Raw genomic sequence first — 15,260 nt, forward strand, 5'->3', positions numbered from 1 at the left:
GGGTGCCGACCTCAGGACACGCCCGCGCTCCGCCGACGCCCGGCGAGCCGCGTCGAGCGCAGCACCAGGACGACGGACGCGACCAGGGTCTGGCTCGTCAGCCACGCGGCCCCGACACCGATCACGCCCCATCGGGGCAGCGTCAGCAGCGACAGACCGATGGTCAGGACCGCCACGCTCGCCGGTACCGCGAACAGCAGCGGGACCTGCCGACGCACCCGGGCGACGCTGACCGTCGAGGTGGTGATGATGTTCGGCAACGCGGACAGCGCGGCAAGGGCGAGGAGGCCGGTCCCGGTCTCGGCGTACTCGGGCCCGAAGACACCGAGCACGACGGGCGCCCCGAACACGATCATCGCGACCGCCGGCACGAGCAGCACGGCCGCCTTCACCTCCATGGCCCGCCGGGCCGCGGGCAGCCGGTCGGGCTCGGCGGCCACGTGCGCGACGAGGGACTGGCCCATCCCGGACGAGACCAGGTACAGCGCGAACGCGATGGCCCACACGATGTTGTACGTCGCGGCGCCGGTCGGGCCCGCGACGGCGATGACGATCATCGGAAGACCGAAGGTGGCGGCGAGCCAGCACACCGCCCCGGCGTAGTCGGCCCCCACGAACCGCCCGATGCCGGCCAGCGACAGCGGTTCGGCCAGCGCCCGGGTGCGGGCCTCGTGCGCCGGCAGCGCCCGCCAGAACAGGTACCCGTTGGTGACGACGACGGCGGCGGCCGTGGCGACCGTCCACGACACCACGATGCCCTCGTGCGGCGCCAGTCCCACCGCCGCAACCAGCAGCGCGATCTTGAGGAGGGCGAACGCCAGGTTCTCGACCGGCACCACGGTCGCCCGCTTGACGGCGGTGAGCACGAAATCCTGCAGGGTGAAGATCGCCCACAGCGCCGTCGCCGGGACGAGCAGCAGCAGCAGCCGGCCCCGGCCGGTGTGCGCCAGCAGCTCGGGCGCCCACACCCCGGCGCCCGCGACGAAGATGGCCGCGGCCGCCGCGGACAGGGTCGCGCTCACCAGATAGCCGAGGACCACCAGCCTGCGGGCGCGACCCCCCGCAACCGGGAGGAAGCGCAGCAGCATGTAGTTCAGGTTGAGCTGCGCCACTCCGCCCAACAGCATCATCGTCGACAGGGTCACCGAGTTGACCCCGACGACCTCGGTGGAGAAGAGCCGGGCGGCGACCACCCAGTAGAGCAGGCCCAGCACCGAGCTCAGCCCCGAGCTGAGCACCAGCGCCAGCCCGTCGCGGTGGATCGGCGCGGCCCAGCCGCGCAGCCACCGCGCGGCCGGCGCGAGCCCCGGTGAGTCCGCGCTCATCCCGGCGGCTCCGGCCGTGCCCGGGCCGGCTGCCGATACCGATGACGCAACACGGCCCGCACATTGCGGTGCATCCAGACGGGGTTGGCGCCGTAGCGGGGCGACTTGGACAGGTTGGTCGCGATGTGCCGCAGCCAGGCCAGCAACGCCAGCGTCCCGCGCCCGAGCGGATCGGCGCCCAGGCCGGACTGGGCCTCGGCGAGCGGCCCCCACACCTCACCCGCGGCCTCCAGCCAGCGCACCACGACGGTGCCGAGCTCCACCTTGTGCACCGCGGTGTCGAGGGCGAGCAGGAAGCTGACGGGGTCGAGAACGGCCAGCCCGTCGGGGTCCGCCTGGCACCAGTCCACGACCGCGGTCGCCGACCCTGCTGGACCGCACAGCACGTTGTCCGCGGTGTAGTCACCGTGCACCCATCCGACCGCCACCCGCCGGTCTTGCAGGCTGGTGACCAGCTCGGTCACCATGCGGTCCAGGGCCGCCCGGTACGCGCCGCGCAGCACCGGCCGGACGACCTCGGCGGGTTCGCGGATCCAGCGAGCGAGGTCGGCGTCGGAGACCGGGACGACCCGGGCGGTCCGGCGGTGCAGGTCCGCGATCGCGTCGAGGGCACCGCGGCGCACGAGGTCCCGGCGGTCCGGATCGGCGACCACGATCCGCGCATCGTCGCCGCCGAGCCGGGTTTCGAGCACGCAGTAGGCACCGTTGACCTCACCGGCCGCCAGGATCCGGGGCAGCAGCCCACGCCAGGAACCCAGTCGTTCGTCCGCGTGCAGCGCCGTGAGCACGGCGTCCTGCCGCATGAGCTGGGCCCGTCCCGACCTGCTCCGGGTGGCCTTGAGCAGGGCGCTGCGGCCGCTTCCGCCCGCCTCACGCAGCACGACGGTCGTCGTGTCGGAACCTCCGCTGAGCCGCTCCCCGACCTGCCACGCCGACAGCGACCCGTCCAGCAGCGTGGCGGTGGCCGCTGGGGCGGTCCGGCGGATGAGCATCGCGGCGCGCAGGTCGGTGAGCGGGCCCGCGATCGGGCCGCGCAGCCAGCCGAGCGGAGGCGCCCAGGAGAGCGTCACGGCGTCTCACCCGCCGGGGAGTTCACGGCAACCCAGGGCGGCGCCGGCCGCCATCGGCTCCGCAGCCGTCGCCAGCTCCGCCAGCACCGGGTGCGCAGCCGCTCGTCGGGGGGGCCGACCGGGGCCTCGCCGCGCAGCCAGGCACGCACGTCCGCGTCGGTGTGGGTGGCCATGAGCATCAGCCGGGAGATGCCGTAGGCCGGCTCGTCGGCGCGGCTCAGCGCGTTCTTGACGGCGCAGGCCGAGGAGTAGCCCGCCTGCGCGACGAGGCGGCGGACCCGCGGGTCGGAATAGCCGAACGGGTAGGCGAAGCTGTGCACCGCGCGGCCGACGCCGTCCTCGAGACGTCGTTTGCTGTCCACCACCTCCTGGCGAACCGCCGCCGTCGGCAGGGTGTCCAGCTCGCGATGGGTGTGGCTATGGGCACCGAGCTCCCCGAGGGCGGCGAGCTCGCGAAGCTCCGCCCAGCTCAGCATCGGGTCTCCGCCCGGGCTGACCCCGCCGATCACACCGGTGGTCACGTAGACCGTCGCCGTCATCCCCCGCGCGGCGAGCCGCGGCGCCGCGGCGGTGAGGGTGTCGCGGAACCCGTCGTCGAACGTGATGAGCACCGGGCGCGGCGGTAACCCGCGGCCCGCCCGCACGGCGTCCCGCAGCTGCGTGACGGTGAGCGTGCTCGCCCCGGCCTCGGCGATCAGATCGAGGTGCCGGTCGAACGCGGCGGACGACACGGTGAAGGGCGCGATGAACCGCGACGGGGCATCGGAGACGGAGTGATAGAGCAGGATCGGGATGATCATGTGACCGTCCGTGAGGTCCGGGCGCGGGCGAGCTCGACGGCGAGGTGCAGCGCGGCGGCGGGCAGCCCGGCACGGCCCCCGCGCTGGGCATCCAGCAGGGCCGGCAACAGCCGGGCGGACGGTTCGGGCGCCTGCGCGGCACAGCGCCCACACCCACCGGGACGGTGCCCGAGCAGCCGGGTGACGGCCTCGGCGAGCCCGCACGCGTACTGCCGCGACAGCACCGTGATCCCGGCCTCGCGCACCACCTCCGCGGCGTTGCCCGGGGCATAGGCATGCCGGGCCAGCGCGAACATCGGGAGGTCGGGCTCCGCGTCGCCCACCGCGAGCACCACCTCGGCGGGCCGGTCCGGAGCAGCGCCGAGCAGCCGGGTGAGAGCGGCCAACCCCCTCCCCTTGTCCGTTCCCGCCGCGACGATGTCCGTCTGGCGGTATCCGGGGACGACCCGGATCCCGTCCAGCCCGGCGAGCACACCGTCGAGGAGCTCGCCGGGAACGGCGGCCGGTCGGCCGCCGGAGCCCCGGTAGGCCCGCACGCTGTACCGGAAATCGTCGTCCACCTGAACGCCGGGAGTTTCCCGTAACCTGCGCCGCACGACGGCCAGCACGTCGAGCCCGGCGGGTTCGACCAGCTCGACCACCCGCCCGGCACGGTGGTCGTAGACGACCGCGCCGTACTCGGCCACCCCACCGGCCAACCCGTAGGCCACGCACCGGTCGCGAACCTCGTCGAGGCAGCGGCCGGTCACCGGCACCGGGCGGTACCCGTGCTGCTGGAGTGCTCGAAGCGCGGTCATGGCCGTCGGCGTGGTGATCGGGAAGCCGAGCGCGTCGGACTCCAGCACGCCGTCGATGTCCAGGGCACAGAGCGGGCCGCCCACCGATACCGGCCCGGCCGGGTACCGGGTCGCCAGATATCGCTGCGCGGCCCGGGACGCGGCGCGCCGGACCCGGGGGTCGCCGCCCAGCCGATCCTCCAGATGCGCAAGTTCGTAGAGCAGGAAGCGATCGTCGTCGCACGGCCACGCCGAGCGCAGCGCGGTGGCCAGCGCCGGGTTGCTCGTCCCGGGGTCGACACCCGCGACGTCGTAGACGGGGTCGTAGCAGGCCCGGTCGGTGTTGGCGAAGGCCCGCACGTCCGGATCGGGCTTGTACAGCACCCCGTCGGCGGTCAGCCAGTCGGCCGCCGCGGTCGCGCCGTCCACGACCGACGGGTTCGCGACCGCGCACAGCGTACGGACGGCGGGGTCGATCAGCCCCGGGCGCAGCAGCAGGCCCAACCGGCCGAAGCCGCGACCGAGCAGTCTGCTGGCGATCTCCCAGGCTGGCTGGCGGCCGGTGAGGGCCTGCGCCCGGTCGGTGGCGGGCAGCCCGGACGCCCGGTCGCGCAGATACTCGGTGATCACGGGCACCTGCGCCGGGTCCACCGTCCCGAGCGGCCGGGCATCGGGGAGCCATTCGCGAAACACCAGCCCGTCGGCGAACCCGTAGGTCTCCGGGACGTGCCGAAAGGTCGCCCGGGCCACCGCCAGCGCGTGCCGGCCGAAATACCCGAGCCCCGCCCCGCGGGCCTCCACGAGCCGGGCCCGGCCGTCCGCGGTGACGACATGGAAGCGTGCCCGCACGTGGCCGCGGCCGGGTTCCGGGTTCGGCGCGGGCACGCGGCGGACCTCGGTGACCGTCCTGCCGAGCATCGGGGTCAGTGCCTCGGCGACGGCGGCCGGGACGAGCAGGTCGTGCACCGCCCACCGGTCGGGCGGCAGGGTGACGGTGGGGTAGCCGTGAAGGCGCGCCGGTGGCGTCGCCTCGAACAGCGGTACCAGCAGCGTGATCGCCGCCCGGTCCAGACCGCACCGGTGCATCTGCTCGGCGACCGCGCTCAACGCCACCCCCGTGCCCGGGGGGTCGTCGACGACGACGACCGCGCCGCCCGCCTGCCCCAGCGCCTGCAGCATCCGCCGCTGCTCGCGGGCCGCAGGCACGCCGGGGCGAATCGTCGAGACCCGCACCCGACCGAAACCCGCCCGTCGCAACGCCGCCGCGACGAGCGGGCCGAGGTAGCTGCCGGAGGTTCGGACCCCCACCACGAGGGTCGGCCGGTCGCGGTCGGGACATGCGTGCGCGTAGGCCATGGCCAGCCGGACCATGTCCGCGGGCTGCTGGTCGAAGCTGCGGAAGCAGGAGGGCAGCCGGAGGATCTCACGGGTCAGCCCGTCCGGCAGCCCGGCCAGGTCTGCACGCAGCCGGTGCGCCCGGTCCCGCAGCTGCCGCTCGTCGTCCCCGATCGACCCGGTGTCGAGGAGGTCGTGAGCGAGCGCGTCCCGCATCGCGGCGGCCTCGCCGACCCAGCGCGCCGCCGCGCGCATCGCCGGCCCGAGCAGGCGGGCCCGCTCGGCCGTCGTCGCGATCGCCTCCAGGGCCCGCGCCCCGAGCTGCCCGGGCCCGCGCCCCCGCAGGTACTGGGCTCCCCGGCGCACCGGCGAGGTGTCCGGCTGCAGGTGGTCCTCGACGATCTGCACGGCGCCCGCGGCCAGCAGGAACCCGTCCAGCACATCGGCCACGGCGATCCGCTCGACGAGCCGGTCCACGACCTCGCGCAGCTCCATCAGCAGATCGGCGAGGACAAGCTCGGAGTGTGCGGCGGCGACAACGCGCTGCACGTCGGTCACCGGCTCATCCGCCGGTGCCGCCAGCGGCTGACCGCGTAGGCCAACGGCCCGCGCGCCAGGCCGATCAGCTCGATGATCTCCAGCTCGCGCGGATAGTCCGGCCGCTTGTTGCGGTTCTTCTCCGAGGACCGTCCGACCACGTGCCACGCACCCAGGACCAGCCTGCGCAGCATCCCCGGAAGCAGCCGCGGCTCGTGGACGACGGCGCTGGTCAGGTAGGCCCCCAGACCGACGCCGTAGTCGTGCACCAGCCGTCGCAGGCTGCCGTAGTCCCGCCGATGCCAGTGCCAGACCAGGGCGGTCGGCTCGTAGACGAGGGTGCGCCCACCCGTGATCACCCGCAGCAGCGCGAGCAGATCGTCCCCGCCGCGGGCCGTCGTGCCCGTGCCCATGGCCGGATCGAAGCCGCCGCGCTCCCGCAGCAGCGCCGTCTCGAAGGCCATGTTCGCGCCACTGCCCAACCGCCCGACGGTGAACGGGAACAGCCGGTCGTCCGGGCGGTGGCCGTTGAGGTCGACGCTGCGGCGCTGGTAGCCGCGCCCGTATCCGCCGAACTGCTCCAGCAGCACCTGCGCGGTGGTGTCGATCTCGGCCGGGAGGATCAACCCGGTCACGCAGCCCACCCCGGGGTCCGAGGTGGCGGCCTCCGCGATACCGCTCAGCCAGTACCGATCGACCACCACATCGTCGTCGGTGATCGCCACCCAGGATCCGGTGGCCGCCGCGAGCCCCCGGTTGTGGGCCAGCGCCACCCCCGGGCGGCGCTCCCTCAGGTAGGACACCGTGGGGAACGGATGATCCCGCTGCCAGGCCTCGACCGCGCGGGCTGTGGCATCCGAACTGGGGGCGCTGTCGACGACGACGACATCGAACCGCCGGTAGCACATCCGGGCGATGGAGTCCAGACACCGCCTCAGCGACTCCGGCCGGTCGCGGGTCGCGATCAGGACCGTCATCCAGGGGCCGTCGGCCTCGAGTTCGTGGCGGCGGTGGAGGCAGCGCGGGACACCGTCGCCGCCCAGGCCGCTCGCGGTGAGTCTCGGCGGCGTCGGCAGCCCGTCACATTCGAGGTGAGCGTCGGCGAGCCGGACGATGTCGGCGAGCGCGTCGGCGAGTTCCTCGGGCTCCAGCCCGTCCGGGGTGAGCGGGAGGACCACCTCGGAGATCGGCCGGGTGTGCAGCCGCAGCAGCAGCCGGGCCTGGGCGACGGTCCCGCCCGCCGGTGGGACCGGGGGGACGCGCGGCAGGCGGGCGCCCAGTTCCACCTCGTACACCGAGACAGGGCTATCCGACAATTCGTTCATCAATCCCCCTGCGAACAACCCCGCGTTCCGTCTCACCGGATGGTGACCCTGCGCCATACGAACAGGTTGCCTCTTCGCGGTCAACTGTTCGCCATTCAGCATTCACCATCCCGACCGAGTGCTACGCATCGGCCCCGGTCACGCACAGTCTGTTACGTCGACCGCCGGATCGAGCGAGGCCTTTCGCCCGGTTACGTCCGAAATGCCCCATGCAATTCTGATTCGGAAAATTCTCCGTCGTGAAGCGTGCCCTGCAATCGAGTGCGGCGGGCGCCGCGGTCACCCGACGCCCGTCTCCACTCCGACCTCGCCGCGCACGGAAAGCCGCACCCGCTCCCCCACGGCGGGCAGCGCGTAGCCGGGGCAGCGGGCCGTGACGTGGCAGGCCGGGCCCAGGGTCAGCCGGACGACGGCGTCGTGCCCGTAGTACTCGATGTCGACGACATGTGCGGGCACCCCGTCGTCCCCGCCGTCGAGCGCGATCTGTTCGGGACGCAGCAGCACGGTCGCGGGCCCCTCGGCGGCCGGGGCGGCAACCGGCAGCCCACCGAGCGCACACTGCGCCACACCGGCACAGACGGTGGCCGGCAGCACCACGATGTCCCCGACGAACGCGGCCACCCCGCGGTCCACCGGATGCCGGTACAGCTCCGCGGGACTGGCCTCCTGCACGATCCGCCCGTCCCGCATCACCGCCACCCGGGTGGCCAGCGACAGCGCCTCGGCCTGGTCGTGGGTGACCAGCACGGTGGTGGTGCCCGCGGCGGCGAGTGCATCGGCCACGGCGCGCCGGGTGCTCTCCCGCAGTTCGACGTCGAGGGACGAGAACGGCTCGTCGAGCAGCAGGATCCCCGGTTCCGGCGCCAACGCCCTGGCCAGCGCGACCCGCTGCTGCTGCCCGCCGGAGAGCTCGTGCGGATAGCGCTTCGCATGACTGGGGTCCAGACCGATGAGCTCGAGCAGCTCGTTGACCCGCCCCCGGGCGCGACGAATGCGGCGGGGCAACCCGAAGGCGATGTTCGCGGCCACCGTGAGGTGCGGAAAGAGGTTGCCCTCCTGGGTCACGTAGCCGATCCGGCGCGCCTCCGGCGACAGCACCCCGCCCGGCCCGGCGACCTCGCGCCCGCCGATGGCGACGGTCCCGGCATCGGGCCGGTCGAAGCCGGCGATGAGCCGCAGCAGCGTCGTCTTTCCACAGCCCGAGCGGCCGACCACGGCGGTCAGGGCCCCGGCGGGCACGGTGAGATCCACGTCGCGCAGGACCGGGGTCGGGCCGTAGGACTTGCGGACGCCCGACACGCGCAGCCCGTCGGTGGCCACCGCCTGCTGCTGGGTGCGCTCGCTGGTCTGCGTCATGCTCTCCCCATCTCCCGCCGTGACTCCCGGGTGAGCAGCCACGCCGCCGGCGCCGAAATGATGATCATCATGAGCGCGTAGGGAGCCGCGGCCCCGTACGCGAGACTGGAGCTGTTGGACCAGAACTCGGTGGCGAGCGTCACCGTCCCGGTCGGCGCCAGCAGCAGCGTCGCGGTCAGCTCGGTGACGACCGCGAGGAACACCAGCGCGGCGCCGGTGCCCAGGCCGCGCAGCACCAGCGGCAACGTGACCCGCCACAACACCCCCGAGGGCCCGGCGCCCAACGCCCGCGCCGAGTCGTCGAGCTCGGGCGGGACCTGGGCCAGCGCCGCTCGCAGGCTGACCATCGCGCGGGGCATGAACAACACCGCATACGCCGCCACCAGCAGCGTGGCCGTCTGGTACACCGCGGGCAGATACCCGATGGCCAGCGCCACGAATGCGAGCGCGACGACGATGCCGGGCAGCGAACCCGCCACATAGGTGCTGCGCTCCAGCATCCGGCTCACCCAGCCCGGATGCCGTACCGCCAGCCAGGCCACCGGTACCGCGAGCACACAGGTCAGGGCGGCGCCGCCGAGCCCGAGCCCGATCGAGGTCAGCGTGATCTCGGTGAGCTGGCCGATCGGGAAGGTCGTCGAGCTGCCGAGGACGAGCCAGCGACCCAGGATGACCAAGGGCACGCCCAGCGCGAGTCCGGCGAGTGCGGCCATCCCGGTCACGGCCACGGGGGTGAGCGCACCGAGCCGATAGGGCGCCGCGGTGCGGGCGGCGCCGCCACCGACTCGCGAGAGCCTGGCCCGGCCGGCCAGCCGCAGCTCCCCGAACAGCAGCAACAGGCAGCCCAGCACCAGCACCCCGGCGAGCATCGTGGCGGCCGCCCCGTTGAACGTGGACTCGAACTGGTCGTAGATGGCGGTGGTGAAGGTCGGGAAGCGCAGCGCCTGCAGCGCGCCGAACTCGGCGAGCAGATGCAGCCCGACCAGCAGCACCCCGCCCAGCAGCGCCGGGCGAAGCTGCGGCAGCACGACGCGCCAGAAGGTCCGCCACGGACCGTTGCCGAGCGTGCGGGACAGCTCCTCGAACGCCGGGTCCATCCCGCGCAGCACCGCGGCCACCGGGAGATACACCAGCGGGTAGTACGACAGCGTGGTGATCAGCACCGCGCCGGCGAAGCCCTCGACGGCTGAGGTCACCGAGACCCAGCCGTAGCTGTTGACGAACGCCGGGACGGCCAGCGGCGCGGCCATCAGCGCGGTCCACACCGGCCTGCCGGGCAGGGTCGTGCGCTCGACGAGCCACGCCGCACCGGTGCCGATGACCGCGGCCGCGGTGCAGCCTGCGGCGACCAGCGCGGAGGTGTTACGCAGCAGCTCCCCCACCCGGGGCCGCAGCAGCAGTTCGGCGGCCTGCGTGGGCCCTTCGACGATCACGAAGACCACGACGTAGCCCAGCGGGATCAGGGTCAGGGCGGCGACCGCCACCGCGGCCGCGAGACGGACCGGCGGGTAGGCCCGCGCGGACGCGACACGCGACCGGGTCGCCACCGTGACCCCGGTGCTCACAGCAGGCCGACCCGTTGCATCTCGGAGATCACCTGCGGCCCGTTGAGCGTGTTGGGGTCGATGACGGGCGGGTCGAGCTCGGACAGGGGCTTGAGCGCCGTGTCCGCCGCGACGCCCGAGCCGACGGGGTACTCCAACGCATAGGAGTTGGCGAGAACCTGCTGGCCGGCCTTGCCGGTCAGGTAGGCGATGAACCGCTGGGCCTCGGCCGGGTGCTTCGCCGACTTCAGGACGCCACCGCCGGAGACCGAGACGAACGCGCCCGCGTCCTGGTTGCCGAAGTACTTCAGCTCGGTGTTCTTGCTGTCCTGCCCGGACTCCGCGCGGTCCCGGTACCAGTAGTAGTGGTAGATCACCCCCGCCGGAATCTCCCCGGCGTTGACCGCCTTCATGATCGCGACATTGCCCTGGTAGACCCGTGCGTTCTGCTTGAGCCCGGCGAGCCACTCCCCGGCCGCCGCGTCACCGTTCACCGCGTACACGGCACTCACGATCGCCTGGAAGTCGGCACCGCCCGCCGCGATCCCGACCCGGTCCTTCCACTGCGGCCGGGACAGCTCCATGATCGACTGTGGCAGCTGGTCAGCGGGGAGCAGCGAGGGGTTGTAGACCAGGACGGTCGAGCGGGCCGCGATCCCGACCCAGTCGTCGGCTCCGGAGCGGTACTGGGCCGGGACCTGGGCGATGGTGGCCGCGTCGAGCGGTGCGAGCACCCCCTTGCTCGACAGCAGCGAGATCGCCGGCGAGTTCTCGGTGATGAACACGTCCGCCGGTGAGGCGTCACCCTCGGCGAGGATCTGGTTGGCCAGCTCGAAGTCCTTGCCGTCGCGGACCTGGACCTTGATCCCGGTCTCCTTGGTGAAGCCGTCCACCCACTCCTGGCCGAGCTGCTTGTGCTGGGCGTTGTACAACGTGATCGTCGGTTCCGAGGAGCCACTGGCGCTCCCGCATGCAGCCACTGTGGCCGCTGTCGCGATCGCCACGACGCATGCGACGATGGTCCGGATCCGGGTCCTTCCGGTGCGGACCGCACCGAGCCGGCTGCGCCCCACGGGCGTCCTCCTGTAGTCGAGCGGCCTTTCTGGATCAAAGGTTAGCATTTCCTATCACTCGGACAGGCAAACCCGCTAGATGGTGAGGGTGCGCTTGACCGGAGGACGTCGTCGATGCGGTCCGCCCAGAAGCGGGGCGCCTCTCGTGCCCGTCGCGCTACCGCCTGCGCGGGGCCGGGCACCGTCGGTGCCATCTCCCTTCACCGGCCGACCCGCCGGGCGCAAGGTGATCGTGAGCGCCGGTCCCGCGTTGACCCGCTGGCTAGAGCGCTCATCGGCAGAACGGGAGGATGATCACGATGGCCATCGACTTCACGCTTTCCGCTGATCAGAAGAACGTCCAGCAGACGGCCCGGGACTTCGCCGAGAACGTGCTCGCGCCCGTGGTCCGCGAGGCCGACCGGGAACCCGATCCACTCAAGGCGTTCCAGCTGACCAAGCCCGCCTACATCGAGGCGTACCGGCGCGGGATCGCGTTCGGGATGCTGCCCAAGGAGTACGGCGGTGGAGGTCTGACCAACGTCGAGCTCATTCTCGCGGCGGAGGAGATCTGCGCGGTCGACCCCGGTTTCGCCTGCACCCTGCTGGTCAACGGGCTGGCGCTGCTGCCCGTGTGGTACTGGGGTAACGAGGAGCAGAAGAGGCGGGTCATGGGTGCCGCGACGTCCGACGCGTCCGGCGAATGGATCGCCGGATACGCCGCGAGTGAACCGCCGGGGACGCCCGGGGGCACCGCGAACTTCGACTCCCCGGCCCCGCACCCGGTGGGAATCGGCGTCACCGCTCGCCGCGACGGCGACAGCTATGTGCTCAACGGCCGCAAGTACTGGCCGTGCAACGTCGGTGGCTGGGACGGCAACGGCGCCAACGTCAACCTCGTCGTCGTCCGGACCGACCCGAGCAAGGGTGGCACCGAGGGGTTGTCGGCGGTTCTCGTCGAACGCGGCACCCCGGGGGTCACCTACAACATCATCGACAGCTTCGGGCATCGGCTCACGCCGAACTCGGAGATCATCTTCGAGGACGCCCGGATTCCCGCCGAGAACCTCGTCGAGGGCACCTACGGTAACGGTGACCTGCTGATCAACCGCAACTTCGCGTGGTCCGGCCCGGTCGCCGGCATCGCCGCGGTCGGAGTGGCCCGAGCCGCCTACGAGGCCGCGCTCTCGTGGTGCAAGACCTACACCGCGGGCGCCGCGCACCCGATGATCCACTTCCAGAACGTCGGGTACGTGCTCGGTGACGTCGCTGCCCGGATCGAGGCCAGCCGCTACTTCTGCTGGAAGGCGGCGCACTACATCGATCAGCACGGCTATCACGGAGAGCTGATCGGTGCGATGAACAAGGTGTTCTGCACCGAGTTGCTGCTCGACAGCGTCTACAAGTGCATGCAGGTCGTCGGGGTCAACAGCGCCGACCGCACGCACATGTTCGAGAAGTACCTGCGCGAGGCCGCGATCTTCCCGATCTACGACGGCGGCAACTTCGGAATGCAGCGCCGGCGCGTGCACGGCGTGCTGGCCAGCCCGAACTTCAACCCGCGGGCACTGATGGACAACGAGTTCGTCCACTTCGTCAAGGACATGGAGGTGGTCGACACCGTCCAGCTCATCGAGCGCGGGCACCTCGCCCCCGCGTAGCGGTCCGCCCGGCCGACCGGACGCCGGCGCCGCCGGCGTCCGGTCGGCGTGCCCCGCTCAGATCCCCAGCCTCCGGCGCAGCTCCGCGGCCTGCCGTCGGGCGACCGGGATGCCCTCCCGGCCATGGTGCTGGGTACTCACCGTCAGCGTTCCCTTGGAGAAGCCGCGCTCCACCTCCCGGATGCGGTGGACGTTGACGAGGTAGCTGCGGTGAACCCGCAGAAAGCCGAACGGCTCGAGCGCGCGTTCGACACCCTCCATCCCGCGCCCGGCGGCCCGCACCCGCCCCTGGTCCGTGATCAGCCAGACCGCGTGCTTGCCTGCTTCCGCGTACCGGATCTCCGCGGGAGCGAGAATGATGAGCCGGTCGTCGCGGATCCCGATGATCCGTTCCAGCGCGGTGCCCACCGCCTGCCGGCTCCCGCGCCCGATCGGCTCGCCATCGGGGTGATCCGAGCCCACCAGCAGCAGCCCGATCAGCCCGTTCAGCGAGAGGATCGGACGCAGCTGGAACGTCTGGGGCATCGCGGCCTCGCCGGCAAGGACATCGAGGTCGGCGACGCCCACCCAGCGGGGATCGGCATGGACCCGCCCGATCGCCTCCCGCACGGCATCGCGCAGCACCGGTGTGCCGGACCGCCACCGCTTCGCGGGGTCGAGCGCGGGGTGCGCGGGGAGCTGCTCGTTGCGCGCATGCGCGGATGCGTTCGCGAGCACGACCTGGCCCGCGCTGTCGGTGACGATGAGCGGCTCGCCGGGCGCCGCGGCGGCCTGGGCCGCCATGAGCTCCTCCACCAACTGGGCGCCGTCGCGGCGGGCGCGCCGCACCAGCTCCCGGCGCAACGGCATCACCTCGCGCTCGAGCAGGCACGACAGTGGGCTCGGGAGGTCGGGGCCGTGTACCGAGACGGTGAGCACCGCGATGGGGTCGCCGCTGACCGGGTCGTCGATGGTGGTTCCGTGGCAGCTCAAGCCATGCAGCGTCGCGCACCAATGCTCCGGCCCGCGGACGGTCACCGGACCGTGCCACCCCAGCGCGGTTCCCATCCCGTTGGTCCCGGTCGCCCGCTCGGACCAGGTGAACAGTGGCGCGAGATGGGTGTCGGCGGCGCGGCGCAGCACCTCCCGCGGACCCCATGAGCCGAGGATCCGGCCCGTGCCGTCAGTGACCGCGGTGAGTGCGTCCTCACCGCGGCCGGCGATCGAGGCCGCCAGCCCGCCCAGCTGGGTCACGACGCTGTTGTGCAGCAGCGAACCGGTGCCGGTCCCGCCGGCGGGCGGTGGACACGTGTGAATCGGGTCGACGCGATAGACGTCGCGGCTGCGCTGCCAGGAGGACAGGATGACCGGCGGGATGCCGTCCACCTCATCGTCGCCCGCAGCGAACCGCTCCCACGCCGCGGCGGTCCGACGCACGCGGTCGGTGATCCGCCCCGCGCTCAGCGTTGTCTCGGTGGCCATGCCGGCTCCTGGGGTCAAGAGCTCAACGGCCCAGCGTGGCGCCGGCCGGGGCCGAGGTCAAGGGCGGTCTCCCCGACCGGCTGGAAGGAACGTCAGACGGTGACCGGCCGGCGGATCAGCGCGGCCTCCCGGACCCGGTTGCTCGCCAGCAGGTGGTCGAGGCTGATCCGGCCGGGACCGGTGGCCATGAGCCCCAGCGTCGCGGCGATGATCACGCCGACCAGCTCCCACCCACCGTCGGACACGAAGATCCCCTTGCTGCCGTGCACGAACACGATCGCCCCGACCATCACGAAGACCAGGAACGATCCGGCGACCGGCACCTGCCAGCCGATCACCAGCAGGGCTGACGCGGCGAACTCGACGACGATCGTGAACGACGCCGCCAGGATGGCCAGCGGGATGCCGAACTTGTGGAAGAGCACGGCGGTGTCGGAGATCCCGGTGACGAACAGCTTCTGCCAGGCATGCGCCGCCATGATCACGGCGAGGGCCACACGGGCGATCAACAGCGCGATGTCGCGGGAGAGACCGGGGAGCGACCTAGTCATGGCACCCTCTCGATGGCATGTGGTGACGAACACAGATCGAGTGAACGCGAGGGTAGCCCATCCGTGGTCGGGTTCCCGCCAAACGGCCCAACACTGCGCCAACCGGACGGTCGAGCACGATGAGCTGTGGATCTCATCACCCAACGGGGTAACACGCGAGACGAGCGGCAGTGACGGATGGGAGTGAGCCCGGCCGACAAGCCCCGCCCGGTACGCCTCGCAGGATCGTCCTCGAGCGGGACGCGACGCGCTGTCGGCCGGACCGACCGGTCCCGGTGGGTCGGCTTGCATGCTGCGACTGGCCCGGCGCGCGGAATGGGCATGATGAGACGGTGAGCTCTCACCGCAGCGACGCCGAACACGCCGATATCACCGTCACTCGGGAGTGGTCCGCGTTGGTCGCGCATCATCGCGAGATCGCCCCGCTGCATCTGCGGGATCTGTTCGCCGCCGATCCGGGCCGGGCC

The 15,260-nt window shown here is 72.4% G+C and carries 11 protein-coding genes; 1 reads left to right on the forward strand and 10 read right to left on the reverse strand.

Annotation, left to right across the window (positions count from 1 at the left end):
* Nucleotides 1-11: 11 nt before the first annotated feature.
* The 8 genes from ACFQE5_RS05440 to ACFQE5_RS05475 form a co-directional block, all read right to left on the reverse strand.
* The gene (locus ACFQE5_RS05440; protein ID WP_379583466.1) at nt 12-1,325 is read right to left on the reverse strand and encodes a lipopolysaccharide biosynthesis protein; all 1,314 of its coding nucleotides are present in this window, start codon (nt 1,323-1,325) and stop codon (nt 12-14) included.
* Nucleotides 1,322-2,395 (reverse strand): aminoglycoside phosphotransferase family protein, encoded by a 1,074-nt coding sequence (locus ACFQE5_RS05445; protein WP_379583468.1) that lies wholly within the window; start codon nt 2,393-2,395, stop codon nt 1,322-1,324. Before ACFQE5_RS05445 ends, ACFQE5_RS05440 begins: the two co-directional genes overlap by 4 nt.
* A complete protein-coding gene (locus ACFQE5_RS05450) occupies nt 2,392-3,195 on the reverse strand; it encodes a polysaccharide deacetylase family protein (RefSeq protein WP_379583470.1) in 804 nt (267 codons plus the stop codon). Before ACFQE5_RS05450 ends, ACFQE5_RS05445 begins: the two co-directional genes overlap by 4 nt.
* Complete coding sequence (locus ACFQE5_RS05455; RefSeq protein ID WP_379583472.1) at nt 3,192-5,864, reverse strand: HAD family hydrolase; 2,673 nt, start codon at nt 5,862-5,864, stop codon at nt 3,192-3,194. Before ACFQE5_RS05455 ends, ACFQE5_RS05450 begins: the two co-directional genes overlap by 4 nt.
* Nucleotides 5,861-7,138, reverse strand: a complete 1,278-nt coding sequence (locus tag ACFQE5_RS05460; protein ID WP_379583474.1) for a glycosyltransferase — start codon at nt 7,136-7,138, stop codon at nt 5,861-5,863. Before ACFQE5_RS05460 ends, ACFQE5_RS05455 begins: the two co-directional genes overlap by 4 nt.
* Nucleotides 7,139-7,447: 309 nt before the next feature.
* Entirely contained in the window at nt 7,448-8,524 is a 1,077-nt protein-coding gene (locus tag ACFQE5_RS05465) for an ABC transporter ATP-binding protein (protein WP_379583476.1), read from the reverse strand.
* Nucleotides 8,521-10,089 carry an ABC transporter permease gene (locus ACFQE5_RS05470; RefSeq protein WP_379583478.1) on the reverse strand — a complete coding sequence of 523 codons (1,569 nt, stop codon included), beginning with the start codon at nt 10,087-10,089 and terminating at the stop codon, nt 8,521-8,523. The genes ACFQE5_RS05465 and ACFQE5_RS05470 overlap by 4 nt, the downstream gene beginning before the upstream one ends.
* Nucleotides 10,086-11,000: an iron ABC transporter substrate-binding protein gene (locus ACFQE5_RS05475; protein WP_379583480.1), complete on the reverse strand. Its 915-nt coding sequence runs from the start codon at nt 10,998-11,000 to the stop codon at nt 10,086-10,088. Before ACFQE5_RS05475 ends, ACFQE5_RS05470 begins: the two co-directional genes overlap by 4 nt.
* A gap of 440 nt (nt 11,001-11,440) precedes the next feature.
* On the opposite strand from ACFQE5_RS05475, the gene ACFQE5_RS05480 reads away from it, so the two are divergent.
* Nucleotides 11,441-12,781, forward strand: a complete 1,341-nt coding sequence (locus ACFQE5_RS05480) for an acyl-CoA dehydrogenase family protein (RefSeq protein WP_379583482.1) — start codon at nt 11,441-11,443, stop codon at nt 12,779-12,781.
* A gap of 57 nt (nt 12,782-12,838) precedes the next feature.
* On the opposite strand, the gene ACFQE5_RS05485 is transcribed toward ACFQE5_RS05480, so the two are convergent.
* Complete coding sequence (locus tag ACFQE5_RS05485; protein ID WP_379583484.1) at nt 12,839-14,242, reverse strand: DNA-binding protein; 1,404 nt, start codon at nt 14,240-14,242, stop codon at nt 12,839-12,841.
* Nucleotides 14,243-14,334: 92 nt separating this feature from the next.
* The gene (locus ACFQE5_RS05490) at nt 14,335-14,793 is read right to left on the reverse strand and encodes a DoxX family protein (RefSeq protein WP_379583486.1); all 459 of its coding nucleotides are present in this window, start codon (nt 14,791-14,793) and stop codon (nt 14,335-14,337) included.
* Nucleotides 14,794-15,260: the final 467 nt, after the last annotated feature.

It is taken from the genome of Pseudonocardia hispaniensis (genome assembly GCF_042658695.1).
Lineage (GTDB): Bacteria > Actinomycetota > Actinomycetes > Mycobacteriales > Pseudonocardiaceae > Pseudonocardia > Pseudonocardia hispaniensis.

Bases quoted from the DNA above. Each gene is read 5' to 3' on its own strand.
- ACFQE5_RS05485 (WP_379583484.1), bottom strand. From the start codon at position 14,242: ATGGCCACCGAGACAACGCTGAGCGCGGGGCGGATCACCGACCGCGTG.
- ACFQE5_RS05440 (WP_379583466.1), bottom strand. From the start codon at position 1,325: ATGAGCGCGGACTCACCGGGGCTCGCGCCGGCCGCGCGGTGGCTGCGC.
- ACFQE5_RS05450 (WP_379583470.1), bottom strand. From the start codon at position 3,195: ATGATCATCCCGATCCTGCTCTATCACTCCGTCTCCGATGCCCCGTCG.
- ACFQE5_RS05490 (WP_379583486.1), bottom strand. From the start codon at position 14,793: ATGACTAGGTCGCTCCCCGGTCTCTCCCGCGACATCGCGCTGTTGATC.
- ACFQE5_RS05480 (WP_379583482.1), top strand. From the start codon at position 11,441: ATGGCCATCGACTTCACGCTTTCCGCTGATCAGAAGAACGTCCAGCAG.
- ACFQE5_RS05465 (WP_379583476.1), bottom strand. From the start codon at position 8,524: ATGACGCAGACCAGCGAGCGCACCCAGCAGCAGGCGGTGGCCACCGAC.